General features: G+C 73.5%; 13 protein-coding genes. 8 read left to right on the top strand and 5 right to left on the bottom strand.

Annotated features, from left to right (window positions below; genetic code table 11):
• Positions 1 to 127: 127 nt before the first annotated feature.
• From IE94_RS0113315 to IE94_RS0113295, 5 genes are all read right to left on the bottom strand, one after another.
• Entirely contained in the window at positions 128 to 2,725 is a 2,598-nt protein-coding gene (locus tag IE94_RS0113315; RefSeq protein ID WP_030182896.1) for an amino acid adenylation domain-containing protein, read from the bottom strand.
• Between the two features lie 129 nt (positions 2,726 to 2,854).
• Entirely contained in the window at positions 2,855 to 3,679 is an 825-nt protein-coding gene (locus IE94_RS0113310) for an SDR family oxidoreductase (RefSeq protein ID WP_030182895.1), read from the bottom strand.
• An 8-nt stretch (positions 3,680 to 3,687) separates the two neighbouring features.
• The gene (locus IE94_RS0113305) at positions 3,688 to 4,392 is read right to left on the bottom strand and encodes a thioesterase II family protein (RefSeq protein ID WP_030182893.1); all 705 of its coding nucleotides are present in this window, start codon (positions 4,390 to 4,392) and stop codon (positions 3,688 to 3,690) included.
• Between the two features lie 120 nt (positions 4,393 to 4,512).
• Positions 4,513 to 5,316, bottom strand: coding sequence for an ABC transporter permease (locus IE94_RS0113300; protein ID WP_030182888.1), 804 nt, complete (start codon positions 5,314 to 5,316; stop codon positions 4,513 to 4,515).
• On the bottom strand, positions 5,313 to 6,275 hold the full coding sequence (locus IE94_RS0113295; RefSeq protein ID WP_245235234.1) for an ABC transporter ATP-binding protein: 963 nt from the start codon (positions 6,273 to 6,275) through the stop codon (positions 5,313 to 5,315). Before IE94_RS0113295 ends, IE94_RS0113300 begins: the two co-directional genes overlap by 4 nt.
• Before the next feature lie 261 nt (positions 6,276 to 6,536).
• On the opposite strand from IE94_RS0113295, the gene IE94_RS0113290 reads away from it, so the two are divergent.
• The 8 genes from IE94_RS0113290 (at position 6,537) to IE94_RS0113255 (ending at position 26,862) form a co-directional block, all read left to right on the top strand.
• Complete coding sequence (locus IE94_RS0113290; protein WP_037922491.1) at positions 6,537 to 8,300, top strand: fatty acyl-AMP ligase; 1,764 nt, start codon at positions 6,537 to 6,539, stop codon at positions 8,298 to 8,300.
• Positions 8,297 to 9,922 (top strand): acyl-CoA dehydrogenase family protein, encoded by a 1,626-nt coding sequence (locus IE94_RS0113285; protein ID WP_051777482.1) that lies wholly within the window; start codon positions 8,297 to 8,299, stop codon positions 9,920 to 9,922. The genes IE94_RS0113290 and IE94_RS0113285 overlap by 4 nt, the downstream gene beginning before the upstream one ends.
• Entirely contained in the window at positions 9,919 to 11,556 is a 1,638-nt protein-coding gene (locus IE94_RS0113280) for an acyl-CoA dehydrogenase family protein (RefSeq protein WP_030182878.1), read from the top strand. The genes IE94_RS0113285 and IE94_RS0113280 overlap by 4 nt, the downstream gene beginning before the upstream one ends.
• A 38-nt stretch (positions 11,557 to 11,594) precedes the next feature.
• Entirely contained in the window at positions 11,595 to 12,617 is a 1,023-nt protein-coding gene (locus IE94_RS0113275) for a MupA/Atu3671 family FMN-dependent luciferase-like monooxygenase (protein WP_030182875.1), read from the top strand.
• A 75-nt stretch (positions 12,618 to 12,692) separates the two neighbouring features.
• Complete coding sequence (locus tag IE94_RS0113270) at positions 12,693 to 12,947, top strand: acyl carrier protein (protein ID WP_030182873.1); 255 nt, start codon at positions 12,693 to 12,695, stop codon at positions 12,945 to 12,947.
• Positions 12,944 to 25,651, top strand: a complete 12,708-nt coding sequence (locus IE94_RS35505) for a non-ribosomal peptide synthetase (protein WP_051777480.1) — start codon at positions 12,944 to 12,946, stop codon at positions 25,649 to 25,651. The genes IE94_RS0113270 and IE94_RS35505 overlap by 4 nt, the downstream gene beginning before the upstream one ends.
• A 36-nt stretch (positions 25,652 to 25,687) precedes the next feature.
• On the top strand, positions 25,688 to 25,897 hold the full coding sequence (locus tag IE94_RS0113260; RefSeq protein ID WP_030182867.1) for an MbtH family protein: 210 nt from the start codon (positions 25,688 to 25,690) through the stop codon (positions 25,895 to 25,897).
• Positions 25,894 to 26,862, top strand: a complete 969-nt coding sequence (locus IE94_RS0113255; RefSeq protein WP_030182864.1) for a TauD/TfdA family dioxygenase — start codon at positions 25,894 to 25,896, stop codon at positions 26,860 to 26,862. Before IE94_RS0113260 ends, IE94_RS0113255 begins: the two co-directional genes overlap by 4 nt.
• Positions 26,863 to 26,877: the final 15 nt, after the last annotated feature.

Below are 26,877 nucleotides of genomic sequence, written 5' to 3'. Positions count from 1 at the left end.
ACTGAAGCGGGCAATTCCGAGGATCGTGCACAGCCGCTTCACGCCGTGGCGGCGCTAATGGTCGCCGACGAACTGGAAGCGGTTCACCAGCGCGTCACCGAGTTTCGTGGAATCCGATCTTGATGGTTCAGCCGGCCCGCAGGTGTTCGGCCGCCAGGCGGACGGTCGGGTTGCGGTACAGCTCGCGCAGCCTTAGCTCGGGCAGACCGGCTGCCCGCATCGCCTTGCCGATTCTGATCGCGTAGAGCGAGTTCCCGCCGATCTCGAAGAAGTCGTCCTCGACGCCCACCGGTACGCCCAGCACCTCACCCCAGATTCCGGCGAGCCGGGAGGCGAGGTCCTCGTCACCGGTGCGCGGCCCGGGCGGGGCGCCCGCAGGTACGGCGGCGGGGGCGGGGAGCGCGGCGGTGTCGAGCTTGCCGTTGGTGGTCAGCGGGAGGGTGGGCAGCGCGGTCACGGTGGCGGGGACCATGTAGTCGGGCAGGATCTGGGCGGCACGCACACGTATCTCGGCTGTGTCCGGCGCGGACGGGTCCTGCGCCACCACGTACGCGTCGATCCTGGCGGTGGCCGCGTCCGCCTCGTCGTGGCGTCCCACCACCACGGCGGCGGCGCGTACCCGCGGGTCCTCCAGCAGCACCGAGCGGATCTCGTCGAGTTCGATGCGGAAGCCGCGTACCTTCACCTGGCTGTCGAGCCGGCCCAGGTGCTCCAGCGAGCCGTCGGGACGCAGTCGTCCCAGATCGCCGCTGAGATACAGGCGGCCCGTGCCGAGGGGGTCGGGCCGAAACCGCCGCGCGGTCAGCTCGGGTTGGCCCAGATAGCCCAGGGCCACCCCGGCGCCGCCGACGCAGATCTCCCCCGCCACGCCCGGCGGGACGACGCGGCCTTCGGTGTCCAGCACCCGCACGTGCCATCCGGGCAGCGGACGGCCCACGGAACGGCTCCCGGACAGGGCCAGGGCCCTGGTGACGTGCTGCTGGGTCACGTGCACGGTGGTCTCGGTGATGCCGTACATGTTGACGACCCGGCAGACGCTCTCGGGATGCTGGTCGAACCAGGGCAGCAGGATGCGCGGGTTCAGCGCCTCGCCGCCGAAGACGACCAGTCGGATGCCGAGTTCGCGGTGGTCGACATCGAGGAGCTGGGCGAAGGCCGACGGTGTCTGGCTCAGTACGGTGACGCGTTCGGCGAGCAGCAGATCACGGAACCGGTCGGGCTCGCGCGAGACGTGGTACGGAACGACGACCAGACGGCCGCCGGTGAGCAGGGCGCCCCACATCTCCCAGACGGAGAAGTCGAAGGCACTGGAGTGGAAGAGGGTCCAGACGTCGTCGGCGCCCAGGCCGAAGTCGGCGCGGGTGGCGTCGATCAGGGCCACCGGGTTGCGGTGGGGGACGACGACGCCTTTGGGCCGGCCGGTGGACCCCGAGGTGTAGATGACGTAGGCGGGGTCGTCGGGGGAGGCCGCTGTGCGGGGCGGACCGTCCTGGGCCGGAGTCGTGAGCAACTGGGCGGGGGTGACGGCGCGGGCGCCGGACTCCTCGGGGAACCGGGTGAGTTCCGTGATCACCAAGGTCACGGCGGCGTCCCGGGCGGTGTGCTCCAGTCTCTCGGCCGGGTACGCGGGATCCGTCGGAACGTAGGCGGCTCCCGCTTTGAGAACGCCGAGGAGGGCGACGACGAGATCGGCCGAGCGGTCGAGGCACACACCGACCCGGTCGCCGTCGCGGACCCCGCGGGCCCGCAGGCCGGCGGCCAGCCGGTCCGACCTCTCGTCGAGTTCGCGGTAGGTGAGGCGGTCCGTACCGTCGCTGAGTGCCTCGGCGTTCGGGGATGCCACCGCGACGGCCCGGAACGCCTCGTGCAGGGTGGTCGGTGTGCCGGCCGAGCGGGCGTCGGGACGGCCCAGTTCCACGACGGCCGCCTGTTCGGCGGTGTCCATCAGGGCGACCCGCGCGATGTCGGTCCCGGGGGCGTCGAGCACCTGCCGGTGCACATGGAGCAGGTGCCGGACGAACCCCCGGGCGACGTCCGGGGCGATCAGGCCGGTGAGGTGGGCGCAGCGCAGCCGGACTTCCGTGCCCTCGCGCACCACGGTGAAGGCCAGCGGGAAGTCGGGGACCGGCCACGGTGTGTAGGTGGTGCGGCGGGTCTCGTCGCCCCGGGTCTCCTCGAGGGACAGCGCGGTGGTGGCGGGGTGCTGCGCGGGTACCGGCTCAAGGCTTCCCAGCGTTCCGTCGGCCGGGGCGGTGAAGATGCCGTCCGGGGTGGCGACGGTCGGTTCCTGCCCGGGTGAGTACCGGCGCAGCGTCGTCAGAAGGGCCGTCAGCCAGCTCCGCGGCGTGCCGCGGGTGTCCGCGCGGACGTCGAAGGTCGCCCGGCGCCCGGGACCGGTGCCGTCGGCCAGGCCCCAGTCGGGTACGGCCGGTGCGGCGTGCGCCGCCGGAACCGGATCGGCCGGCGGCCCCTCCGGCGCGGTACCGTCGGCCAGCCGCAGCAGGGCCCTCCGGTCCAGGACGTCGCGCCGCGCCACCAGGATCAGATCGGCCCGGCCGTCGTTCCAGCGCAGCAGGACCGCGCGTGTGTGCGCGCAGCCCCTGGTCAGTTCGAGCGAGCAGCGGCGTTCCGCCCCGGGCTCCGTGGAGGCCAGCGGGAGGTCCTCCACCCACAGGGGAGCTGCTTTGGCCGATGCCAGAGCCGATTCGAGCCCGGTGGTGTCCACCGGGGCGGCGTACCGGACCCGCAGGGCGTGACACGCCGGGTCGGTTGCATGCCTGGAGCCGGAGTTGAGGCCGAGCACGGGATTCCCTTCTGCTCACGGATTCATCACAGGTGTGTCGTGGAACACCTGTCAGCGGGCGCTGTAGCCGCCGTCGACGGTCAGCACGGAACCGGTCACCTGCCGGGCGTCGTCGGAAGCGAGGTAGACCACGGCCGCGGCGACGTCCTCCGGTTCCATGAGCGCGTTCATCGGCTGCGCCTCGACGAAGGCGTGTTCGTGTTCGCCGACGGGGACCTCCAGCGCGCGGGCGATCTCGGCCAGCATCCGGCCCTCGACCACCGCGTCGTCTCGCACCGATCCCGGGCACACGGCGTTGACCCGCACCTTCATCGGAGCGAGGTCGAGGGCGGCCGCCCTGGTCAGTCCGATGACGCCGTGCTTGGCGGCGACGTACCCGGCGAAGTGCCGGTAGCCGACCAGGCCGGCCGTGGAGGCGATGTTGACGATGGAACCGGAGCGCTGCTCGCACATCGTCCTGCCCACCTCGCGTATCACCCGCCAGGCGCCGGTGAGGTCGATGTCGATCATCAGGCCCCACTCCTCCTCGTCGATCTCGTGCACCGGCTTGCCCGAAGGCGCCGCGATGCCCGCGTTGTTGACGACGACGTCGAGGCGGCCGAAGCGATCGACGACCGCCGTCACCGCCTCGCGCACGGCCCGCCCGTCACGCACGTCGGTGTGGGCCGTCAGTACCGAGGCGCCGGCCTTCCGGCAGAGGGCGGCGGTATGGTCCAGTTGGCTCTCGGAGCCCAGGGGGTAGGGCACCCCCGGTATGTCGCCGCCCACGTCGAGCAGGGCCAGGTCGGCGCCTTCGGCCGCCAGGGCCACAGCGGTGGCACGGCCGATGCCCCGGGCCGCGCCCGTGACGAGCGCGGTCTTTCCGGTCAGACGCATGGCACTCCTCAGACGGAGGCCGCGACGAGCCGCAGCAGCTCGCGCGCGTCGTCGGTGAGATACATGTGGCCACCGGGCAGTTCGGCGTAGGTGAACTCCCGGCTGGTGACCTTGGACCAGGCTGCGGCCTCGCCCGCCGTGACCAGGGTGTCGTCCGCACCGCGGATCGAGGTGATCGGCGCGTCCAGCGGCTGCCCGGTGCTCGGCGTGTAGCTCTCGTGCAGCTCGACGTCCGCGCGCAGCGTCGGGAGGATCATCTCGCGCATCTCGGGGTCCTCCAGCGCTTCGTGGCGGTATCCGGCGAACCGGTTGATCCGGGCGAGGAAGGCGTCGTCGGGCAGGCCGGTGGCCCGTTGTTCGCGCTGGGCTCCCGGTTCGGGGGATCCGCTGACGAACAGACCGACCAGTTCGAGGCCGGCTTCGGAGGCGGCCCGCTGGGCCAGCTCGTACGCCAGGACGGCTCCCAGGCTGTGGCCGAAGAAGGCGACACGGCGGGCGGGGCCCAGCTCGCCGAGCAGGTCCCGCATGAGGCCGTCGACGGCCTCGTCGGAGCGCCGGTACGGTTCCTCGTCGATGCGCCGCTCCCGTCCGGGGAGTTGCAGCGGCAGGATCGACAGGCTGTCGGTGATCGTCGACCAGGAGCGGAAGAACGACGCTCCCGCGCCGGCGAAGGGAAGGCAGACCAGGGTGGTCTGCGACGCGGGTGGGTTCATGACGACTCTCTTTCCTGGGCGGAGCGGGAACCAAGCGGTGCCACCAGGGCGCTGACCGGGCTGAAGGAGCGCGCGGAACACCGGGCGGGTCCGTCCCGCCTGCGTGTTCCGCAACGGTAGTCACCGGCTCTTCGACTTGTTGCGGTAGGCGTATGTGGCCCACGACACGAACACGGTCAGAAGCACGGCCGACCACAACAACAGGTAGGGAACGGCGTGTTCGACGGGCCAGCCCCGCGGTACCGGGAACTGGCGAGGCACGGGATTGCCGAACTGCTGCCGCAGGGCATTGACGAGTGCGGTGATCGGACTCCATTCGGCGATGTGCGCCAGCGGTCCCGGCAGACTGCGTGCGGCGACGTAACCGGAGGAGATGTATGCCGCTGGGAACATCCAGATGAATCCGAGGCTCAACGCCACCTGCACAGTGGGGGCGATGACGCCGATGAACGCACCCACCCAGGACATGGCGAACGCGAACAGCAGGAGCAGGAGGAACCCGGCGGCGGTGTGCAGCACGCCGGTGTGCGCGCGCCAGCCGAGCGCCAGGCCGGACAGGGTGGTCACGCAGACGCTGGCGACGCAGACGATCATGTCCGAACAGGTCCGGGCCAGCAGGATGGACACGCGCGAGATGGGCAGGGCTCGGAAGCGGTCCACCGCGCCCTCCTCCAAGTCTCGGGAGAGCCCGATGGTGGTGAACGATGTCGTGAAGACCACGGTCTGGGCCAGCAGTCCGGCGACGATGTACTCACGGTAGATCCCGCCGCCCAGGCTGTTGCCGAAGACGAAACCGATCAGCAGGGCGAACATGACCGGTTCCAGCAGGCTGCTCACCAGCGATGTGGGTGTGCGCACCAGCCGCAGCAGGTTCCGGCGGGCGAGCTGGGAACTCTCCCGGGCTACGCGAAGGACGGCCGTCATCGCGTCACCCCGCGGGTCCGGGCGGTGAGGCCCAGGAAGACGTCGTCGAGGGTGGCCCGGCCCAGCCCGATCTCCAGGGCCTGGACTCCTTCCGCGCGCAGGGCCGTCAGGACGCGGGCCAGCGCCTCCTGCCCGTCGCCGGCCGCGACCTCGACGCGCCGGCCGCGGGTGTCGACCGTCGGTTCGGCGCCGCCCGCCAGACGCGCGGCACGCACCGCGGCCGCCATCTCGTGGTCCCCCGCGACCACCACGAACAGCCGGGAAGTGCCCGCGGCGGCCTTGAGTCGGTCGCTGGTCCCGGCGGCCACCACACGGCCCCTGTCGATCACGGTGATGCGGTCGGCAAGCCGGTCGGCCTCCTCCAGGTACTGCGTCGTCAGGAGGATCGTCGTGCCCCGTGCGGCGAGTCGGCCGACCTCCTCCCAGGTGTCGAGCCGGGCCTCCGGGTCCAGGCCGGTGGTCGGCTCGTCGAGGACGACGAGGGAGGGTTCGCCGACCAGGGCGGCGGCGAGATCGAGTCGCCTGCGCATCCCGCCGGAGTACCCGGCGGCTGGTCGCCCGGCCACCTCGGCGAGCCGGAACCGGTCGAGCAGGTCACCGGCGGTCCGGCGGGCGGGGGCCCGTTTCATGCCGCGCAGTCTGGCGACCAGGTACAGGTTCTCGAATCCGGTGAGCATGTCGTCGACCGAGGAGTACTGACCGGCCACGCCGGTCGACCGGCGGACCTGGGCCGGGTCCCGACGCACGTCCCAGCCGTCGACCCTGGCCCGGCCCGAATCCGGTCGGAGCAGCGTGGTCAGGACGCGTACGACGGTTGTCTTTCCCGCCCCGTTGGGTCCCAGCAGGGCCATGATCTCGCCGGTGCCGATATCCAGGCTGACCCCTCGCAGCGCCGGTGTTCCCCGGAACTTCTTGTGCAGTTCCTCGACGACCACCATCGGCGCACGCTGCTTACTCACACATGTTCCAGACGCTCACAGTCGCTCACACAAAACATTCCCAGAAAGTACCAGACACGTATGGGGCCCGCAATCAGATGTGAGCGAACACCCGTGAGGAATACATATGTTCACCTTACGGCTAACACGTAGTTTCTCACTGCCCGTCAAATACGTGTACTCTCAGGACAAGTTGGCGCGCCGAGCCCGGGCTTTCGGGATTCTCGGCGGTCTGCGTCACCCTCTCTCACCGACCGGCAGTGCTAAACGTGTGGGCGGCCCGTGCTAACACTTGATCTGACATCAGTTCTGAGACATCGCGCCGAGACCGAACCGGACGCGACGGCGGTCACGTTCGTCCGCGATCCCGACACAGCGGGCGCCTTCGACTCCCTGACCCGCGGCGAGCTGGACCGCCGTGCCCGCTCGGCGGCCGTCTGGCTGTCGGACCGGACACGGCCCGGCGACCGGGTGCTGCTGCTGCACCCCCCGGGCGTAGGGTTCGCCGTCTCCTTCTTCGCCTGTCTGTACGCCGGGCTGGTCGCGGTCCCGTGCCCGCAGCCGGGTCGTTACCGGCACGAACGCCGCAGGCTCGTCGGCATCGCCGGCGACGCCGGGGCCCGCGTGCTGTTCACCGACACCGCGGGACTTACCGAAGCGCAGGCATGGGCGCGCGAGGAAGGACTCCACGACCTCACGTGCCACTCGGTCGGCGACGACGACGCGGACGCCGACACCTGGGGCCCCCGGACCGAACCGGGACCGGACACCCTCGCACTCCTGCAGTACACCTCCGGCTCCACCGGCAGCCCCAAGGGCGTGATGGTCCGTCACGGCAACCTGCTGCGCAACGCCCAGAGCATCACCCGGACCACGGGGACCGGACGGCACCATCGCATGGGCGGATGGATACCCCTGCATCACGACATGGGGCTGATCGGGCTGCTGCTCACCGGCGTCCTGCGCTGCGGCGGCTACGTCCAGATGGACCCGGCGAGCTTCCTGCGCCGCCCGCACCAGTGGCTGCGCATGCTGGACGTCTTCGACGTCCACGCCACCGCCTCACCGAACTTCGGCTATGAACTGTGCCTGCGCCGGATCACCGACGAGCAGCTGGAGGGCATCGACCTCAGCCGGGTGCGCGCGGCGATGAACGGCTCCGAACCCGTTCGCGCCGACACCGTCGCCCGCTTCTGCGAGCGGTTCGAGCGGTTCGGGTTCCGGGCCGACGCCCTGGTCCCCACCTACGGACTCGCCGAGGCCACCCTGCTCGCCACGGCCACCGCCGGCCGACCGCCCTTCGTCACGGGCTTCGGCACCCGGGCGCTGGAGAGCCACGCACTGCGACGCACTCAAGCCGGTGAGACAGGCCGTGACCTGGTCGGTTGTGGCGCCGTGGCCGACCTGCGGGCCAAGATCGTGGAGCCGGACACCAAGAAGGTGCTGCCGGACGGCCGGATCGGGGAGATCTGGTTGAGCGGCCCCAGCGTGACCGCCGGCTACTGGGACAAGCCCGCGGCGACCGAGACCGTCTTCGGCGCTCGCACCGCCGACGGCCAGGGCCCGTTCCTGCGCACCGGTGACCTCGGCGGCCTGCTCGACGGCGAACTCTTCGTCACCGGACGCCTCAAGGACCTCCTGGTGCTGCACGGGCGCAACCTGCATCCCCAGGACATCGAGAGCGAACTGCGCGCGCACCACCGGGAACTGGCCGGGCTGCACGGTGCCGTCTTCACCGCCGCGGGCGAGACCGACAGCGAACTGCCGGAGTCCTTGGTGCTCCTGCACGAGGTCAGGGCCCACTGGGGAGCCGAGCGCCTGGCGGAGGTCGCCGCCGCGATGAAGGTCACCGTGGCCCGCACGTTCGGTGTGCCGGTCGGCGCCGCACTGCTGGTCCGCCCCGGCGGGATCCTGCGCACCACCAGCGGCAAGGTGCGGCGTTCCGCCATGCGGGAGCTCTACCTCGCCGGCCAGCTCGACCCGCTGCTGGCCAGCGAGGACCCCCGGCTGACGGCGGCGCTCACCGGCGCACGGGGGGCGCCGTGATCACGGTCGCCGCGCTGGAACGCGCCCTCGCCTCGGACCCCGCCTGGCGTCCCGAGGCCCTGTCCGACCTCGACGAGAGGGAGGAGTTCCCCGCCGACGCCGTGGCCGCCCTCGACCGGGCCGGACTTCCCCAGGCGTACGTGATCGCGCCGGACTTCGACTTCCCCGGCCTGGTCCAGCTCGCGCGAACGGTGGCCCGGCGCGATCTGACCGTGGCCGTCGCGCACGGCAAGACCTTCCTCGGCGCCGCCTCGGTGTGGGTGGCCGGCACACCGGAGCAGACCAGGGCACTGGCCGCACGCGTGAGCGCGGGACATCCGGTGTGCTGGGCCCTGACGGAACGGGGACACGGCAGCGATCTGCTGGCCGGTGAGCTGACAGCCGTCCCGGACGGCGACGGATGGCGGCTCGACGGCGACAAGTGGCTCATCAACAACGGGTCGCGGGCCCGCCTGGGGTGTGTCCTGGCGCGCACCGGCCCTGGAGGCGGCGGGCGGGGATTCAGCCTCTTCCTCCTCGACCGCGACCGGCTGCCGGAGCAGGCGTGGCGGCCCTCGCCGAAAGTGCGCACCCACGGCGTCCGGGGCGCGGACATCAGCGGCTTCGCCCTGCGGGGCGCCCGGGTGTCCGCGGCGGAACTGATCGGTGCCCCCGGTGCGGGCGTCGACATCGTCATGAGGGCCCTTCAGCTCACCCGCACCGTCTGCGCCGGTCTCTCGCTCGGCGCCGCCGACCACGCCCTGGCACTGGCCCGGCGGTCCGTGACCGCCTCCCGCTTCCGGGACGGGCCGCTCGCCGGTCTCCCCTATGCGCGACGGGTGCTGGGACGCGCCGCCGCCATCGCCCTGACCGCCGAGGCGGTGACCGTGCTCGCGGGCCGCTCGGCCCACGTCCTGCCCGGGGAACTCAGTGTGGCCTCCGCCGTCACCAAGGCGTTCGTCCCCACCTCGGTCCAGCGGCTGCTCGCCCTGGTGACCGAACTTCTCGGCCCCGACGAGCTGGCGGGCCCCGACGGCTTCGAGAAGCTGGAGCGCGACCACCGGATCTGCGCGATCTTCGACGGCAACACCGCCGTCAACCGCACCGCCCTGCTCACCCAGATGCCCCGGCTCGGCCGGTTCATGCGCAGGGGCATGACCGACGCCACGGGTCTCGACGCGGTCGCCGGCCCGCACGCGACGCGTTCCCCGCTCGCCCCGGGTCGCCTCACGCTGCTGTCTGCCACCGGCTGCGGCCCGGTTCAGGGTCTGGCGGAGACGGTACGGCTCGTCCGGGAGCAGGGCGAACCGCTGCTGACCGGGCTCGCCGAACGCACGCTGGTCCAGGCCGAGACCCTCGCCGCGGACCTCGACGGCTTCGTCCCGGTCAGCGGCGGCCTGCCCAGCGCGGCGTTCGACCTCGCGCGACGGTACGAGCGGGTCTACGCGGCCGCCGCCTGCCTGCTGCTGTGGCTCCACGACCCGGCGGCCCACGGCGGCCCTCTCGCCCGGGCGGCGCTGTGGCCGAGGGCCTGCCTGGCGCACCTGCTGGGGCTGACGGACGACCCGTCCTACGAGGCCCTGGGCGCGGCCGCGGCCTCGGCGACGCAGGACCGGTTCAGCCTGCTGGGGGGTGGAGTGTGACGACCGGGACGCCGTGGGGCGCACACGCCCTGGAGACGGCCTTCGGAGACCCCCTCGACGCCCTGAACCCGACCGGTCTGCGGGCCGCGCTCGACGCCGACGAACGCGCCGAGCCGTTCTCGGCCGGGGAACGTGTGCTGCGGTCGTACGGACTGGCCGCGGAGTTGCTGCCGACCGAGCACGGCGGACGGCTGAGCCGTGCCGACCACCTCGTCGAGATCCTGAGAACGATCCACCGCCGCGATCCCGCCCTGGCGCTGGCCCGCGGCGCACTCCCCCTGACGGCGGCCGCCCACACCCGGGCGGCCCGTCCCGGCAGTCCGCTGCCTGCCGCGCTGGCGGGCGGACGCCGGGTCGTAGCGGTCCACGAGGACGGCTTCGACGACTGCGGCGTCGTCGCCGTCCCCCGCGACGGAGGCTGGCTGCTCAGCGGAGGCCAGGAAGCGGTGAGGGGGGCACGCCACGCGGACCTGCTCCTCGTGCACGCCACGCCCGAACACCGGCCGGACGAACGGATCCTGTTCCTGATAGACCCGGCCACGGCGCCCCTCGGCGCCCTGCGGGTGCTGCCCCGACCGGCCGGAACCGGCACCCGTGCGGTCCCCGTCGACGCGGTGGAACTGCACGGGTTGCCGGTGACCGCCCGAGAACTGGTCGGCGACAGCGGCACGGCCGCGGCGGCCCGCACCCTCATGCGCGCGGTCCTGCCCCCGGCGGCCACCGGTGCCCTCGACACCGGCCTGCGCGTGGCCGTCGCCCACCTGAGCGACCGCACCCTCTACGGCGGACCGGCCGTCGACATCCCCCTGGTGCGGACCGTGCTGGCCGGTGTCTTCACCGACCTGCTGCGCGCCGAGAGCCTTGGGGCGGCCGCGGCACGCTGCCTCCATCTGGCCCCCGGCCTCGCCGCCGGCTACGCGGACGCCGCGGCGTACGTCGTCCCCGGGCTGGTGGCCGGTGCCATGGACCGGCTCGCCGAACTGCTGGGGGCACACTTCTACCTGCGGGAAGGCCCCACGGGCGCCTTCCAGAAGCTGCTGCGCGACCTTCTCCCCGCTGACGGCGGGCAGGCCGGACGTACGGCGTGCCGTCTCTCCCTGCTCGCCGCTCTGCCCGCGCTCGGCGCCGGCGAGCCCGTGCCGGAGGGCGTATTCGCCTTCCGGGAGGACGTCCACGGCGCAGCCCCGGCGCTGCCCGCCTCCGCCCGCGGTGTGCTCCCCGTCCCGGCGCCCAGAGCCGCTCCCCGGGAGCCCTGGACGGACGGACACGACGACATCGGGGCGGCCCTGTCCGCCGACGCCGCGGAACTGGACGACCTCATCGGCGCCTGCGCGGCCCTGCCGGCCGGCCGATCCGGCGGTGACACCCCGGCCCGCCACCACGACCTGGTCGACCGGTACGTCCGGCTGCTGGAGCGGGACTGCCAGGTCCGGGTCTGGCGCCACGCCCGCGACCCCTTCCTCGCCGACCCCGCCTGGTTGCGTGCGGCCCTGCACCGCGGCGACGGACACACTCCGATGCCCGCACACGTCGAGCAGGCGCTGCTGCGCGAACTCGTCGGGCGCCAGCGCGCCCACCGCTCCTTCGGCATCGGCGCGCACAGGCTCCCGCACGCCGGAGGGGACCTTCGATGACCGACCACACCTCACACGTCAGGACACCACCACCAGGCATGGACTTCAGTCTGCTGTTCTTCGCCAACCGTGCCGCGGACGATCCGCCCGCCGAGTACGAACTCCTCTTCCGCGCGGTGGACTTCGCCGACGAGCACGGATTCACCGCCGTGTGGCTGCCGGAACGGCACTTCCACCCCTTCGGCGGGTCATACCCCAACCCGGCCCTGGCGGCGGCGGCGCTGGCGGCCCGTACCCGCCGCGTCCGGCTGCGGGCGGGCAGCGTCGTCCTGCCGCTGCACGACCCGCTGACGGTCGTGGAGAACTGGGCGGTCGTCGACAACATCTCCGGCGGCCGGGTCGACCTGGCCCTGGCCACGGGATGGAACCCCGACGACTTCGTGCTCGCGCCCGACCGGTTCGCCGACCGGCGCGCCCGCACGACCGGCCAACTCCCCCTGCTGCGCGACCTGTGGGCGGGCAGGACCACCACGCTGCGCAACGGTGTCGGCGCCGACACCGCGGTACGCACCTACCCGCGGCCGGTCCAGAGCGACCTCGACCTGTGGCTGACGTGCTCGGCGAACACCGCCTCCTTCGAGCAGGCCGGCGCCCTGGGCCTCAACGTCCTCACCGCGCTGCTCCTGCTCAACACCGCCGAGCTGGCACCGCGCATCGCCGCCTACCGGGCCGCTCGCGAACGTCACGGACACGACCCCGACACGGGGCGGGTCACGACGATGGTGCACACCTTCGTGGGTGAGAGCGACCGGGCGGTGCGTGAGGTCGTGCGTACGCCCTTCCTGAAGTACCTGGAGTCCTCCGTGGACCTCTGGAAGGAGCAGTGGCCCGAGCTCGCCCGGCACCAGGGCCCCCAGCTGCTGGACCACGCCTTCGAACGGTACTTCCGGACCGCCTCCATGCTCGGCTCGGTCCCGAAGGCCACCGCGTTCGTCGGTGAGCTGGCCGCGATGGGCGTCGACGAGGTGGCCTGCCTGATCGACTTCGGCGTTCCCGACGGCGCCACCCTCGATGCCCTTCCGTACCTGGACCAGGTACGGCGTGCGTTCCAGCCGGGCTGACCCGGCCCGTCCCGATCGAGTCACCCCCCACGCTGCCGGACGTCGTCCGCGCACCCGCAGAGAAGAGAACGTCCGGTGAACACTGAGACCCCCGATGTACACGCCTGGCTGACCGAGCGGGTGGCGGTGTATCTGCGCCGCACCCCGGCCGAGATCGACACCGGCGTGCCGATGGCCGAGTACGGGTTGGACTCGCTGACGGCCCTGGCCCTGTCCGCGGACGTGGAGGACGAGTTCGGCGTCGTGCTCAGCGCGGAGACCACGTGGGACAACCCCACCATCGACGCTCTCAGCGAGGTGCTCGGCACCCTGATCGAGGAGAAGGCGTGACCACGAGCGACACGTCGACCGGCTCGGCCCTGCGCCTGACCGCGGCCCAGCGCGGTGTCTGGGTGGCCCAGCAACTGCATCCCGACAGCGCGATGTTCACCTGCGGGATCTACTTCGACATCAGCGGCCCGCTGGACCTGGCGACGCTCGAGCGCGCGGTGCGCCAGGCCGTCGCCGAGACCGAGGCGCTGCGTGTGCGTTTCCTCGACGACGGCGACCAGGTGCGCCAGGTCGTGGACGCCGCCGTCGAGGGGACGCTCACCGTCGTCGACCTCGCCGCGCGGACCGACCCGGAGGCCGCCGCGCACGCCTGGATCGAGGAGGACCAGAGCGCCGCGAGCCCGGTGGGCGGCGACCGTCCGCTCTTCGCCCACGCCGTGCTCACCCTGGGCCCCGAACGGCACTGGCTGTACTTCCGCCGTCACCACATCCTCCTCGACGGTTACGGCCAGACCCTCCACCTGAACCGGCTCCTGCACGTCTACGGCCGACTCGTCGCCGGCCGCGCCCCCGAACCGGCCACGTTCGCGCCGCTCGGCGACGTCCTCTCCGAGGAGGACGCCTACCGCCGGTCCGACCGGTACGGGCGCGACCGTGCCTACTGGACGCGCAGGCTCGGGGACGGGCCGCCCGACGTCGAGCTGGGACCCGGCACCGGCGGCCTCGCCCGCAGTCTGCCCGCCGTCGCCGGGACGGTGTCGGCGGCCGACGCCCGGCGCCTGCGTGAACTCCCCGGCGGCCGCTGGTCCCTGCCGGTGATCGCCGCGATGGCCGCCTACACCCACCGGGTCACCGGCGCCGAGGACCTCGTCGTCCGCGTCTACCTGGCCGCCCGCACGAGCCCGGCCACGCTGGCCACCCCCGCCATGCTCGTCAACGAACTGCCGCTGCGGCTCGCCGTGAACGCCCGGAGCACGTTCACGGAGCTCGTCGCCCAGGTGGCGGAACGACTCGCCGAGGCCGCCCGGCACCAGCGGTTCCCCGGCGACGAACTCCGGGGCCGGCCCGCCGAGGACGGCCGGGCCGGGCCCGTCCTCGGCCCCTCCGTCAACGTGCTGACCTACGCCTCGGACACGACCGCCGTCGGCGCCGCCCGGGCCTCCGTCCACCAGCTCGGCTACGGCCCCGTACGCGACCTCGCCCTGAACGCCCACGCCACGCCCGAGGCCGCCGACGGCATCCTGTGCGCCTTCACCGCGGACCCGGACCGCTTCACCCCCGAGGACGTCGCCGCCCACCTGGACGGCTACCGCAGGCTGCTCACCGGGCTCGCCGCCGACCCGGACCGCCCGGTGGCCGAGGTCGACCTGCTCGACGAGGAGCAACGCCGGCGGCTGGCGCGGTGGAACGACACGTCCGTGGCCGTGCCCACCGTGGCGCCGGCGCACCTGTGCGAGAGCGGTGCCCCGGACGCCGAGGCCGTCGTGTGCGGCGACACCCGCCTCACCTACGGGCAGCTGTCGGCGCGGGCCGAACGGCTCGCCCGGGTCCTGCTGCGGCACGGCGCGGGGCCCGAGGCGCCCGTCGCGGTGCGGCTGGCGCCGTCCGCCGACCTCGTCGTGGCCCTGTGCGCGGTGCTGCGCACCGGGGCGGCCGTCGTCCCCGTCCCGGTCGACGCGCCCGCCGAGCGGATCGCCGAGCTCCTCGCCGCCTCCGGTGCGGTCCACGCGGTGAGCACGACGGACCTGCCCGGCCTCGCCCGCACGGCCCCCGACGCGGGCGCGGACGGGCCCTCGCGCGTTCCGACGGCGTCCGTCCCGGCCGACGCCGCCGCGTGGATCGCCTTCCCCGAGGACGGCGACCGGGGCGTCGTCCTCACCCACGCCGGCCTCGCCCACCGCATCCTCTGCCTGCGGCACGACGGCGGGCTCACCTCGGCGGACCGCGTGCTCACGACCGCGGAGCCCACCGATCCGGCCGCCGTGCTGGCACCGCTCGCCGCGGGCGCGACCCTCGTCGTCGCGGCCCGGGACACCGAACCGGAGGCCCTGGCCACCGGGGAACGGGTCACGGTCCTGCACGGCGCCCTCGCGCCGCCCGTGCCGTCGGTGCGGCTCGGCCTCACCACCGGGGAGCGGATCACCCGCCTTCCCACCGGCGCGCACCGTCACCTCCTGGCCTCGCCGGAAGCCGTCCTCGGCACCGTCCGCCGCACCTCGGACGAGGGGGCGGACCGGCCCCTGATCCCCGCTCCGGCGGCGAACAGCCGTCTGTATCTGCTGGACCGCTCACTGCGCCAGGTGCCCCCGGGCGCCCGGGGAGAGGTGTACGTCGCGGGCGAGCAGGTGGCGCGCGGATACCTCGGCCGGTCCGGCAGCACCGCGGAACGGATGGTGGCCGACCCCTACGGCCCGCCCGGCTCGCGGATGTTCCGCAGCGGCGTCCGGGCCCGGCGCCGGCCGGACGGACAGCTCGAGCTCCTGCTCCCCGGCGCCCCTGCGCCCCGCTCCGAGCAGCCGGTCACCACGGACCCCGCCCCGCCGCACACCGCCGAGGCGGAACTGCTCGGCATCGTGGCCGACGTCCTCGGCCTCGACGACCTGAGCGCCGACGACGACTTCTTCACCCGCGGCGGCACCTCACTGCTGATGATCAAACTGGTGCACCGGCTGAGGGCCGCCACCGGGGCCGAGCTGACCCTCCGCGAGGTGTTCGCCACCCCGACGGTGGCGGCGCTGGCCGAGCTGGTCGGCAGCCGCACCGCGCAGGGGCCGGACGTCGTCGCCCGCCGGCGGCCCGAGCGGCTGCCGCTCTCGTTCGCGCAGGAGCGCATGTGGTTCCTGCAGCGGCTCCAAGGCGCCTCCGGCACCTACAACATGCCGCTGGACATCAGGCTCGACGGGCCGGTCGACCCCGTCGCCCTGGGCGCCGCCCTCACCGACCTCGTCGACCGCCACGAGGCGCTGCGCACGATCTGCCCGGAGGACGCGGAAGGGCCGCACCAGGTCGTCCTGGCCCCGGGCACCACCGGCTTCACCCTGGACGTCGTCCACGACCCCGACCCCGATCTCACCGAGCCCGCCGGCCGGCCCTTCGACCTCACCCGCGAACTCCCGCTGCGCGCCACGCTGTACGTGCTCGGTGAGCGCACCTACCGGCTGCTGCTGGTGATCCACCACATCGCCGCCGACGGCTCATCCATGCGGCCCCTGGTCGAGGACCTGTCCGCCGCGTACACCGCCCGACTCGACGGCCGCACCCCCCGCTTCGCCCCGGCGCGCCTGGAGTACGCCGACTACGCGCTGTGGCAGCGCGACACCCTGGAGGCCGGGCTCGGCGAGCACGTGGCCTACTGGAAGCGGACCCTGGAGGGATTGCCGCAGGACGTCACCTTCCCCGCCGACCGGCCCCGGCCGGCGGTGGCCTCACACGCCGGGGACCACGTCGAGTTCACCGTCGACGCCGCGCTGTACCGGCGCATGCTCGATCTCGCCGCCCGTACCCGCACCACCCCGTACATGGTCCTGCAGGCCGTGGTCGCGCTCCTGCTCACCGCACACGGGGCGGGCGAGGACATACCGGTGGGCGGGGCGATCGCGGGCCGCTCCGACGCGGCCTTCGACGACATCGTCGGCGTGTTCATCAACACGCTCGTCTACCGCTTCGACACCTCCGGCGACCCGACGTTCGAGACCCTCCTGGAACGGGTGCGGGAGACCGGCCTGGCCGCCTACGCCCATCAGGACGTGCCCTTCGAGCGGCTGGTGGAGGAGATCGCGCCCGAACGGTCCCGGTCCCGGCACCCCCTGTTCCAGGTCATGGTCGCCTGGCTCGACTTCAGCGACGCGCGCTTCTCCCTGCCCGATGTCACCGCCGAACCGGGCTACGCGCACAGCAGGACGTCCAAGTTCGACGCGCACTTCGACTGCCTCGTCGACGAGCGGAGCGGCGGTCTGGCCTGCCGTCTGGAGTACGCGACCGATCTCTACGACCGCGAGACCGCCGAGGCGATCGTGGCGCGGTTCCTGCGCGTGCTGGCCTCGGTCACCGACGACCCCGCCCGCCGGATCTCCGAGGTCCCCCTGATCAGCGAGCGGGAACGCACGCTGGTCCTCGACACCTGGAACGACACCGCCGGCACTCCCGACGGCGACTCGGTGGTGGCCCTGATGGAGGCTCAGGACCCGGCGGCCGAGGCGGTGGTCTGCGAAGGGGAGCGGGTCACCTACGGCGAGTTCAACACCCGGGTGAACCGGCTGGCACGGGCGCTGCGCGGGCGCGGCGTGGGTCCGGAGACGCGGGTCGCCGTGATGCTGCCGTACTCGGTCGACCTGATCGTCGCCCTGTGGGCGGTCATCAAGGCCGGCGCGATGTACGTCCCCGTCGACACCGGTTACCCGGCCGACCGCATCGCCTACATCCTGGGCGACTCCGGCGCCTCGCTGATCCTGGCGGACCGGGAGGTCGAGGGTTTCGAACGCCTGCCGGTCCACGCCCCCGGCGAGTCCGGGGAGAACCTGGGCGTCCACGCCCACGGGGACAACGGCTCCTACGTCATCTACACCTCCGGCTCCACCGGCCGTCCCAAGGGCACCATCAACACGTACGCGGGCATGGTCAACCGCTTCTGGTGGATGCAGGAGGACCTGGGTCTGGGACCCGGCGACCGCGTCCTGCAAGCCACACCGACCGGCTTCGACGTGTCGGTGTGGGAGGTGTTCTGGACCCTGTCCCGCGGCGCGACCCTGGTGGTCCCCAAGCCGGGCGGGCACCGCGACCCGGCCTACCTGTCCCGGCTCATGCACGACGAGTCGGTGACCGTGCTGCACCTCGGGGCGTCCCGGCTGGCCGCCTTCCTCGCCGAGGCCGAGCTGCCGCCCACGGTCAGGGCGATCGAGTCCGGCGACGAGATCATGCCGGCCGAGCTGATCCGCCGCTTCCACCGGGAGTCCAAGCACCCGCACGCGATCCTCACCAACGCCTACGGTCCCACCGAGGCCGCGGTCGACGTGACCCGCTGGCCCACTCCCCCCACCCCCGGGGTGGTCCTCATCGGCGGCCCGGTGCGCAACACCCAGACCTACGTCCTGGACGCCCGACTCCGCCCGGTGCCTCCCGGGGTGACGGGCGAGCTCTACGTGGGCGGCGTCCAGCTCGCCCGCGGCTATCTCGACCGGCCCGGCCTGACCGCCGAGCGCTTCGTCGCCCACCCCTACGGCCCGCCGGGGTCGCGGATCTACCGCACCGGGGACCTGGTGCGCTGGCACAGGTCAGGCGACCTGGAGTACTTCGGACGCGCCGACGACCAGGTCAAACTGCGCGGCCAGCGGATCGAGCTCGGTGAGATCGAGTCCGCGATGCGTGAGCACCCCGGGGTCGCGCGGGCCGCCGCCGCCGTCCACGACCAGCGTCTGGTGGGCTACCTCGTCACCGACGCCCCTGTCGACCACGAGGAGCTGCGCACCCGCCTCGCCGCCGGACTGCCCGCCCACATGGTTCCGCCGGTCTTCCTCGAACTCGACACGTTCCCGATGATGACCAGCGGCAAGCTCGACCGGCGGGCGCTGCCGGTGCCCGAGTTCGCCCCGGTCACCGGGAGGGAACCGCGCACGCCCCGCGAGGAGCTGCTGTGCGGTCTGTTCGCCGAGGTCACCGGAGTCCCGCGGGTCTTCCTGGACGACGACTTCTTCGAACTGGGCGGCCATTCCCTGTCCGTGGCCCGGCTCGCCAACCGCATCCGCCGGGTGCTCGGTCTCGACGTCGACCTGGCGACCCTGTTCGAGGCCACCACCCCGGCCCGGCTCGCCGTCCGGCTGGACCGTGCGGGCCCCCGCCGGCCGGCCCTCACCGCCCGCCCGCGCGGCGAGCGGCTCCCGCTGAGCCCCGCGCAGGAGCGCCTGTGGTTCCTCCACCGCTTCGAGGGGCCGTCCGCCACCTACCACCTGCCCGTCGCGGTGCGCCTGTCGGGTGATCTCGACCTGGACGCGCTGCGGGCCGCCGTCGGCGACGTGGCCGCCCGGCACGAGGTCCTGCGCACGGTCTTCGCGGAAGACGCCCGGGGTCCCCACCAGATCGTGCGGGAGGCGGCCGCCCGGCTGCACGTGGTCCGCACCGGCCCCGACGAGTTGGACGAGCGCCTCGCCGAGGCGGTCCGCGCCCCGTTCGACCTGGCGGGTGAACCGCCGCTGCGCACCACCCTGTTCGACGGGGGCGACGGCGAGTACGTGCTGCTTCTGCTGCTGCACCACATCGCGGGCGACGCCTTGTCCATGCCGCCGCTCGCCGGCGACCTGGTCGACGCCTACACGGCGCGGCACGCGGGTCGCGCTCCCGGCTGGGAACCGCTGCCGGTCGGCTACAGCGACTACGCGGTGTGGCAGCGCGAGGCGCTGGGCGACGCCGACCACGCCGACAGCGAGATGGCGCGCCAGCTGGCGTTCTGGACCGCGGCCCTCGACGGGCTGCCCACGCAGCTGGAGCTGCCCACCGACCGGCCGCGTCCCGCCGTCTCCTCGCACCGGGGCGGCACCGTGGACTTCACCGTCCCGGCCGCCGTGCACGACGCGCTGCGGGCGCTCGCCCGCGAGCAGCACGTCACCCCCTTCATGCTGGTCCAGGCCGCTCTGGCGACCCTGCTGCACCGGCTCGGCGCGGGGGACGACATCGTCATCGGGACGCCCGTCGCCGGACGCCCCGACGAGGCGCTCGCCGACCTCGTCGGGTTCTTCGTCAACAGCGTCGTCCTGCGCACCGACCTGTCCGGCGATCCCGCCTTCACCGAGGTGCTGGCCCGGGTCCGGGCGACCGACCTCGCCGCCTACGCCCACCAGGACGTCCCCTTCGAACGGGTCGTGGAGGCGGTCAACCCGGCCCGCTCCACCGCCCGTCACCCGCTCTTCCAGGTCAATCTCAACTGGACGGACGCCGAACTGGAGAGCGTCCTCGACCTCGCCGACCGGTTCCCCGGGATGACCGGCGAGGCGATGGCGCTCACCGCTCCCACCGCCAAGTTCGACCTGGCGTTCTTCGTCAGCGAGCGACGTGAGGGAGGACTCGGCGGATCCGTCGAGTACGCCTGCGACCTGTTCGACCGGGAGACGGCCCAGGCGATCGCCGACCGCTTCACCGCCCTGCTCGCCTCGGTCGTGGCGGACCCCGCCGCGCCGGTCGGTGCGCTCGACCTGGTCGGCCCGGACGAACGCCACCGGCTGCTCCACGAGTGGAACGCCACCGACCGGCCGGTGCCCCGCACCACCCTCACCCGTCTGATCGCGGAGCAGACCGCCCGTACTCCGGACGCGGTCGCCGTCGCCTTCGGCGGCACCGAGCTGACCTACGCCGAACTCGACGCACGGGCCGACCGGCTGGCGCGGCACCTGTGCGCGCGGGGCGCCGGTCCCGAGCGGTTCGTCGCCGTACTGCTGCCCACCTCCGAGTGGGTCCCGGTGGCGCTGCTCGCCGTGCTCAAGTCGGGTGCGGCCTACCTCCCGCTGGATCCCTCGCTGCCCGCCGAGCGGCTGGCCTTCATGGTCGAGGACATCGACCCCGTGGCGGTGATCACCGACCCGGAGCGGGCCGCCGCGTTCGGGGACCGGCCCGTCGTCGGTGTGGGCGCCGAGGTCGCCGGGGACGCCGAGACCCCGGACACGCCCCTCCCCCACGTCCCGGCGCGCCCGGAGCACGCCGCGTTCGTGATCTTCACCTCGGGTTCCACCGGCCGGCCCAAGGCCGTGGTGGTGGAGCACGGCTCGCTGGTCGCGTACCTGTCCTGGGCCGTGGACACCTACACGGATCTGCGCGAACACGCCCTGGTGCACTCCCCGATCGCCTTCGATCTCACCGCGACGGGACTGTGGGGCCCGCTCATCCGCGGCGGCCGGGTCGAGCTGATCGCCTGGTCCGCGTCGGGGCCGGACGGCGAACGGCCCGTCGTCCCGCCCGCGTTCGTCAAGGCCACCCCGAGCCACCTCCAGCTGCTCGGCGCGCTCGACGAGCAGTACTCGCCCACGAGCCAACTGGTCCTGGGCGGCGAGGCGCTGCTCGGTGACGTGCTGGACACCTGGCGCGCCCGCCATCCCGGGGTCACCGTCCTCAACGAGTACGGCCCGACCGAGACGACGGTAGGCTGCACCGTCTTCCGCATCGATGCGGGCGACCCGCTGCCCGCCGGTGTGATCACCATCGGCACCCCGGTGTGGAACACCCGGATCTACGTGCTCGACGCCCGGCTGCGGCCCGCGCCGACCGGTACCGCGGGTGAGTTGTACGTGGCCGGCGACCTGGTCACCCGCGGCTACCACAACCGGCCGGGCCTCACCTCCGGCCGGTTCGTGGCCAACCCCTTCGGTCCGGCCGGCTCCCGGATGTACCGCACGGGCGACCTGGCCCGCTGGACGCGGGACGGTCTGCTCGAGTTCGTCAGCCGGGTCGACGACCAGGTCAAGATCAACGGCTTCCGGATCGAACTCGGTGAGATCGAAGCGGTGCTCGGCGCCGCCGACGGGGTGGCGCAGGCCGCCGTCGTGGTCCGCGAGGACCGGCCCGGAGACCGCAGGCTGGTCGGCTATCTGGTGCCCGAGGAGGGCCGCCGGGCCGACCTGCGCGCCCTGGAGGACGGCGCCGCCCGCGTGCTGCCCGACTACATGGTGCCCGCGGCCCTCGTGGTGCTCGACGCCCTCCCCCGCACGGCCAACGGCAAGATCGACCGCAAGGCCCTGCCCGCGCCGGAACGCCTTTCCGCAACGGGCCGGCCCGCCCGGGCGGGGGTCGAGTCGCAGGTGGCCGACCTGTTCGCCCGGGCCCTCGACGTCCCCTCCGTCGGAGCCGAGGACGACTTCTTCCGCCTGGGCGGCCACTCCCTGCTCGTCGCCCGGCTCGTCAACCACATCCGTGCCGAACTCGGCGTCGACATCTCCCTCCGCCAGGTCTTCGAGCACCCCACGGTCGCCGGGATCACCGCGCTGCTGGATGCCGCCGCGAACGAGGCGACACCCGGCCCGGTGCGGGCCCGGCGGCCGGAGCGCGTACCGCTCTCCGCCGCACAGTCGCGGATGTGGTTCCTCGACCGGCTCGAAGGGCCGTCCGCCACCTACACCATCCCCGTCGTCCTGCGGCTGGGCGGCAAGCTGGAGGTCGCCGCGCTGCGTCGGGCGTTCGCCGACGTGGTGGCCCGTCACGAGATCCTGCGCACGCTCGTCGTGGAGGACGAGCACGGCCCCCACCAGGTCGTGACGGACACCGAGCCCGTGTTCACCGTGATCCCGTGCACCGGGACGGAGCTCGCCGGGCAGCTGGCCCGGGCCGCCGCCGCCCCCTTCGACCTGGCCCGTGAAACCCCGGTGCGCGCCACACTGTTCACCAGCGGGCCCGAGACACACACCCTGCTCGTCCTCGTCCACCACATCGCCGGTGACGGCGCCTCCATGGGCCCGCTGGCCCGGGACCTGGCCGCCGCCTACACCGCCCGGCTGGGCGGCACCGGCCACGCGCTGCCGCCCCTGCCGCTGCAGTACGCGGACTACGCCCTGTGGCGGCGGGACGGCGCCGACGAGCAGCTCGCGTTCTGGACGCGGGCGCTCGCCGGGAGCCCGGAGCAGATCGCCCTGCCCACCGACCGGCCGCGTCCCGCCGTCCTGTCGAACCGCGGCGACACCGTCGGCTTCGTCGTCCCCGCCGAGTTGCGCGAGCGCGTCGGCGCTCTGGCGCGGGAGCGGGGCGCGAGTGCCTTCATGGTGGTCCAGGCCACGCTCGTCGCTCTGCTGCACCGGCTCGGCGCGGGGGACGACATCGTCGTCGGCACGCCCGTCGAGGGACGTCCCGACCGGGCGCTGGAAGACCTGGTGGGCCTCTTCGCCAACACCCTGGCGCTGCGCGCCGATGTCTCCGGCGATCCCTCCTTCGAGGAGCTGCTGGCCCGGGTGCGCGCCTTCGACATCGAGGCGTACGCCCATGCCGAAGTGCCCTTCGAGCGGCTTGTGGAGGTGCTGAGCCCGGCGCGCTCGCGTGCACGGCACCCGCTCTTCCAGGTGATGCTCACCGTCAGTCCGCCCCCGCGGCCGCCCCGGCTGCCCGGGCTGACCGTGACGCTGGACGAGGCGCCGGCCGGCGGCGCCAAGTTCGACCTGTCGCTCGCCCTGGTCGAGGAGGAGGACGGGGCGTGGCGGGGCTTCCTCGAGTACGCCACGGATCTCTTCGACCGCGGCACCGCCGAGGCCTTCGCCCGGCGTTACGTGGGACTGCTCGCCGAGGTGAGCGCCGATCCGGCCCGGCCGGTCGGCTCCCTGCCGCTCCTCACCCCCGCCGAGCACCATGAGATCCTCGTCACCCGCAACGACACCTCACGGCCCCTGCCCGACGCCCTGCTGCCGCAGATGTTCGAGGCACAGGTCGCGCGGACGCCGCGGGCCGTGGCGGTCACCGCGGCCGACGGCACACTGACGTACGCGGAGCTGGACACCCGGGCCGGCCGGCTGGCCAGGCATCTGGCCGGGCGCGGCGCCGGGCGCGGCACGGTCGTCGCCGTGGTCCTGCCGCGCGGCACGGACCTCCTCGTCGCGCTGCTCGCCGTGGTCAGGACCGGCGCCGCCTACCTGCCGGTCGACCCCGTCCACCCGCCGGCCCGCCGGGCGCGTCTGATCGCCGACGCCGACGCCGTCCTGGTGGTCGACGAGACCCTGCTCGCCGACCTGCCCGAGGACGCGGTAGAGGCGGAGCCGGGTGTCGTCCCGCATCCCCGGGACGCCGCGTACGTCGTCTACACCTCGGGGTCGACCGGGGAGCCCAAGGGGGTCGTCGTCGAGCACGCCTCGCTCGCCGCCTACCTGTCGGAGGCCGCCGCGCTGTACCCGGCCGCCGCGGGCGAGTCGCTGGTCCACACCTCGGTCGCCTTCGACATGCCCGTGACGGTCCTGTTCACCCCGCTGATCAGCGGCGGCCGGGTGAGGTTCGCCGCGTTGGACGAGCGGACCCCCCGCACCGACCTGCTCAAGATCACCCCGAGCCACCTGGCCCTGCTCGAACCGCTGCCGGACCGGGTGAGCGACGCGACCGACCTGATCGTCGGCGGTGAGGCGCTCGACGGCGAGGTGCTGCAACGCTGGCGCGACCGGCACCCGGACGCCGCGGTCGTCAACGAGTACGGCCCGACCGAGGCGACCGTCGGGTGCGTCGTGTTCCGGCTCGAACCCGGCGCGCCCGCCCTCACCGGGCCGGTGCCCGTCGGACGCCCGATCGGGAACACCGCGGTGTACGTCCTGGACGCCCGACTGCGACCGGTGCCCGACGGTGTCTGGGGCGAGCTGTACATAGCCGGGGCCGGTCTGGCCCGCGGCTACCTCCGCCGCCCGGGCCAGACCGCCGACCGGTTCGTCGCCGACCCCTTCGGCCCGGCCGGGACCCGGATGTACCGGACGGGCGACCGGGTCCGCTGGTCCGCGGACGGCCGCGTCCTCCAGTACGCCGGCCGGATCGACGAGCAGGTGAAGATCCGCGGCTTCCGGGTCGAGCCGGCCGAGACGGAGGCCGCCCTTACCGCTGTCGACGCGATCGCCGACGCCGCCGTGGTCGCCCGCCGCGACCACGGCGGTGAACACCGGCTCGTCGCCTACCTCGTGCCCGCGTCCGGCCGGAGGGTCGACGAGGAGCGGGTGCGCGCCGCACTGGCGGCCGTGCTCCCCTCCCACCTGCTGCCCTCCGCCTACGTCGTCCTCGATGCGATTCCGCGCAACCTCAACGGCAAGCTCGACCGGGGCGCGCTGCCCGCCCCGGTGCGCACGGTCCGGACCGGGAAGGCTCCGGCGACCGCACGTCAGCGCGTGCTGTGCGAACTGTTCGCCGAGCTTCTGGAGCTGCCCGAAGTCGGCGTCGACGACGACTTCTTCGCGCTCGGCGGCCACTCGTTGCTGGCGGCCCGGCTCGTCGTCCGGATCCGCGCGGAACTGGGCGTGGACGTCGCGTTGGGGACCCTGTTCGAGGCCTCCACCGTGGCCGGGCTCGACGTGCTGCTCGACGTCGCGCACCGCGCGGGAGACCCGCTGGAACGGCTGCTGCCCCTGCGGACCGGGGGCGGCGAGACGCCGCTCTTCCTCGTCCACGCCGTGGAGGGCCTGGCCTGGCCCTACTCCGCCCTGACCCGGCACCTGGGCGGCGACTTCCCTGTGTACGGCCTGCAGTCGGCCGGACTGGACGGCGTCACCCCGCTGCCGGAGCGGATCGAGGAGATCGCCGCCGACTACGTCGAACGCGTCCGCGCGGTCCAGCCCGCCGGGCCGTACCGCCTGGTCGGGTGGTCCTTCGGCGGCCTGGTCGCGCACGCGATGGCCGTCCGGCTCCAGCACGCCTCGGAGCGCGTCGAACTGCTGGGGATGCTGGACACCCACCACCCCGGCGCGCACGGCGGACCCGAGCCGGACGAGGCCGAGATCATGGCCGAGACGCAGGTCCCGGCCGACGTCCTCGAACTGCTCACACCCGCCCGACTCGACGCGCTGAAGGCCGTGTACCTCAACAACCACCGGCTCTCCCGGCGGCACACACCGGGCGTCCACCGAGGGGACCTGGTGTTCTGCCGGGCCGGCGTGGACCGGCCGGCCGACGCGGGCCGGTGGAGTGACCACGTGAGCGGACGGATCGACGCCTTCACGGTCGACGCCGAGCACGAAGATCTGATGACAGCCCGGGCCGCCGCCGAGATCGGCCGCGTCCTGACCGCCCGGCTGACCGCGGACGGGCCGCCTCCGTCCGACCGGCCGCGGCCGACCTCCTGACCTCCCCGACCTCCCCCCTCCGAGAGGACCGAAAGAATGACGAATCCCTTCGAGGACCCGGACACCCCGTTCCTCGTCCTGGTCAACCACGAACGGCAGTACTCACTGTGGCCCGCGCACATCGACGTGCCGCCGGGCTGGGAGCGGGTGTTCGGCCCCGGGGCCCGGTCCGCGTGCCTGGAGCACATCGAGACGTCGTGGACCGACATGCGGCCCGCCGGCCTGGTCGAGGCGATGGGCGAGTGACGGCCACCGACCAGCGTCCCGTCGCGCTGCCGGCCGCTGACCTCGCCGCGCTCGGCGAGGTCGCCCGCGACCTGCTGGAACAGGCCCCGGACATGGTGGACGACCCCTCCTGGGTCGCGGGAGCCCGCCATCACTGGGAGAGGACACCGATAGCGGTGCGGCACGCGGTACGCGAGTTCCGCCGTGATTCCGGCCCCGCCGGCCGGCTCCTGCTGACCGGCCTGCCCGTCGGGGCCGGCTCGATCCCCGACACGCCCTCGGCGCCGGGCTCCGTGCAGCGGGTGCCCACCCTGCCCGCCGCCTTGCTGATGCTGATCGCCAACGGCCTCGGCGACCCGGCCGCCTTCGCGGCGGAGAAGTCCGGCGCCCTGGTCCAGGACGTGGTGCCGGTCGCGGGCCAGGAGGAGTTCCAGGGCAACGCGGGCTCGGTCGAGCTGAGCTTCCACACCGAGAACGCCTTCCACCCGCACCGCCCCGACTACGTCCTGCTGCTCTGCCTGCGCAGCGACCACGACGGCATGTCGGAACTGCGCACCTGTTGCAGCCGCAGGCTCCTGCCCGAGCTGTCCTCCCCCACGCTGCGGGCCCTTTTCCGGGCGGAGTTCATCACCGAGGCTCCGCCGTCCTTCGGCGGCGAGGGCGACGGCACCCGGCACGCGGTCCTCAGCGGAGACCCCGCCGATCCCGACCTCCGCTTCGATCAGGGGGCCACCCGGGCCCTGTCCGCGGAGGGCGGCCGGGCGCTGGCGGAACTGAGCGCCCTCGTCGCGCGCCACCACGAGGGGTTCCGCCTGCGGCCCGGCGACCTGGCCGTCGTCGACAACCGCGTCACCCTGCACGGCCGCTCGTCCTTCGTCCCCCGCTACGACGGCAGGGATCGCTGGTTGCAGCGGATGTTCTCCTTCACCGACCTGCGGCGGTCCCGGGACAGCCGGCCGGGCGACGGAAGTGTGCTGGTGAAGTGAGCGCCGTACCAAGTG

The organism is Streptomyces violaceorubidus (assembly GCF_000717995.1).
In the GTDB taxonomy this organism is placed as follows: Bacteria; Actinomycetota; Actinomycetes; order Streptomycetales; family Streptomycetaceae; genus Streptomyces; species Streptomyces violaceorubidus.
Note: the sequence above shows the minus strand (reverse complement) of the source record. Positions and strands in the feature narration are given on the sequence as shown.

Excerpts from the sequence above, each read along its gene's own strand:
- IE94_RS0113300 (WP_030182888.1), bottom strand. The coding sequence starts at position 5,316 with ATGACGGCCGTCCTTCGCGTAGCCCGGGAGAGTTCCCAGCTCGCCCGC.
- IE94_RS0113275 (WP_030182875.1), top strand. The coding sequence starts at position 11,595 with ATGGACTTCAGTCTGCTGTTCTTCGCCAACCGTGCCGCGGACGATCCG.
- IE94_RS0113310 (WP_030182895.1), bottom strand. The coding sequence starts at position 3,679 with ATGCGTCTGACCGGAAAGACCGCGCTCGTCACGGGCGCGGCCCGGGGC.
- IE94_RS0113260 (WP_030182867.1), top strand. The coding sequence starts at position 25,688 with ATGACGAATCCCTTCGAGGACCCGGACACCCCGTTCCTCGTCCTGGTC.
- IE94_RS0113305 (WP_030182893.1), bottom strand. The coding sequence starts at position 4,392 with ATGAACCCACCCGCGTCGCAGACCACCCTGGTCTGCCTTCCCTTCGCC.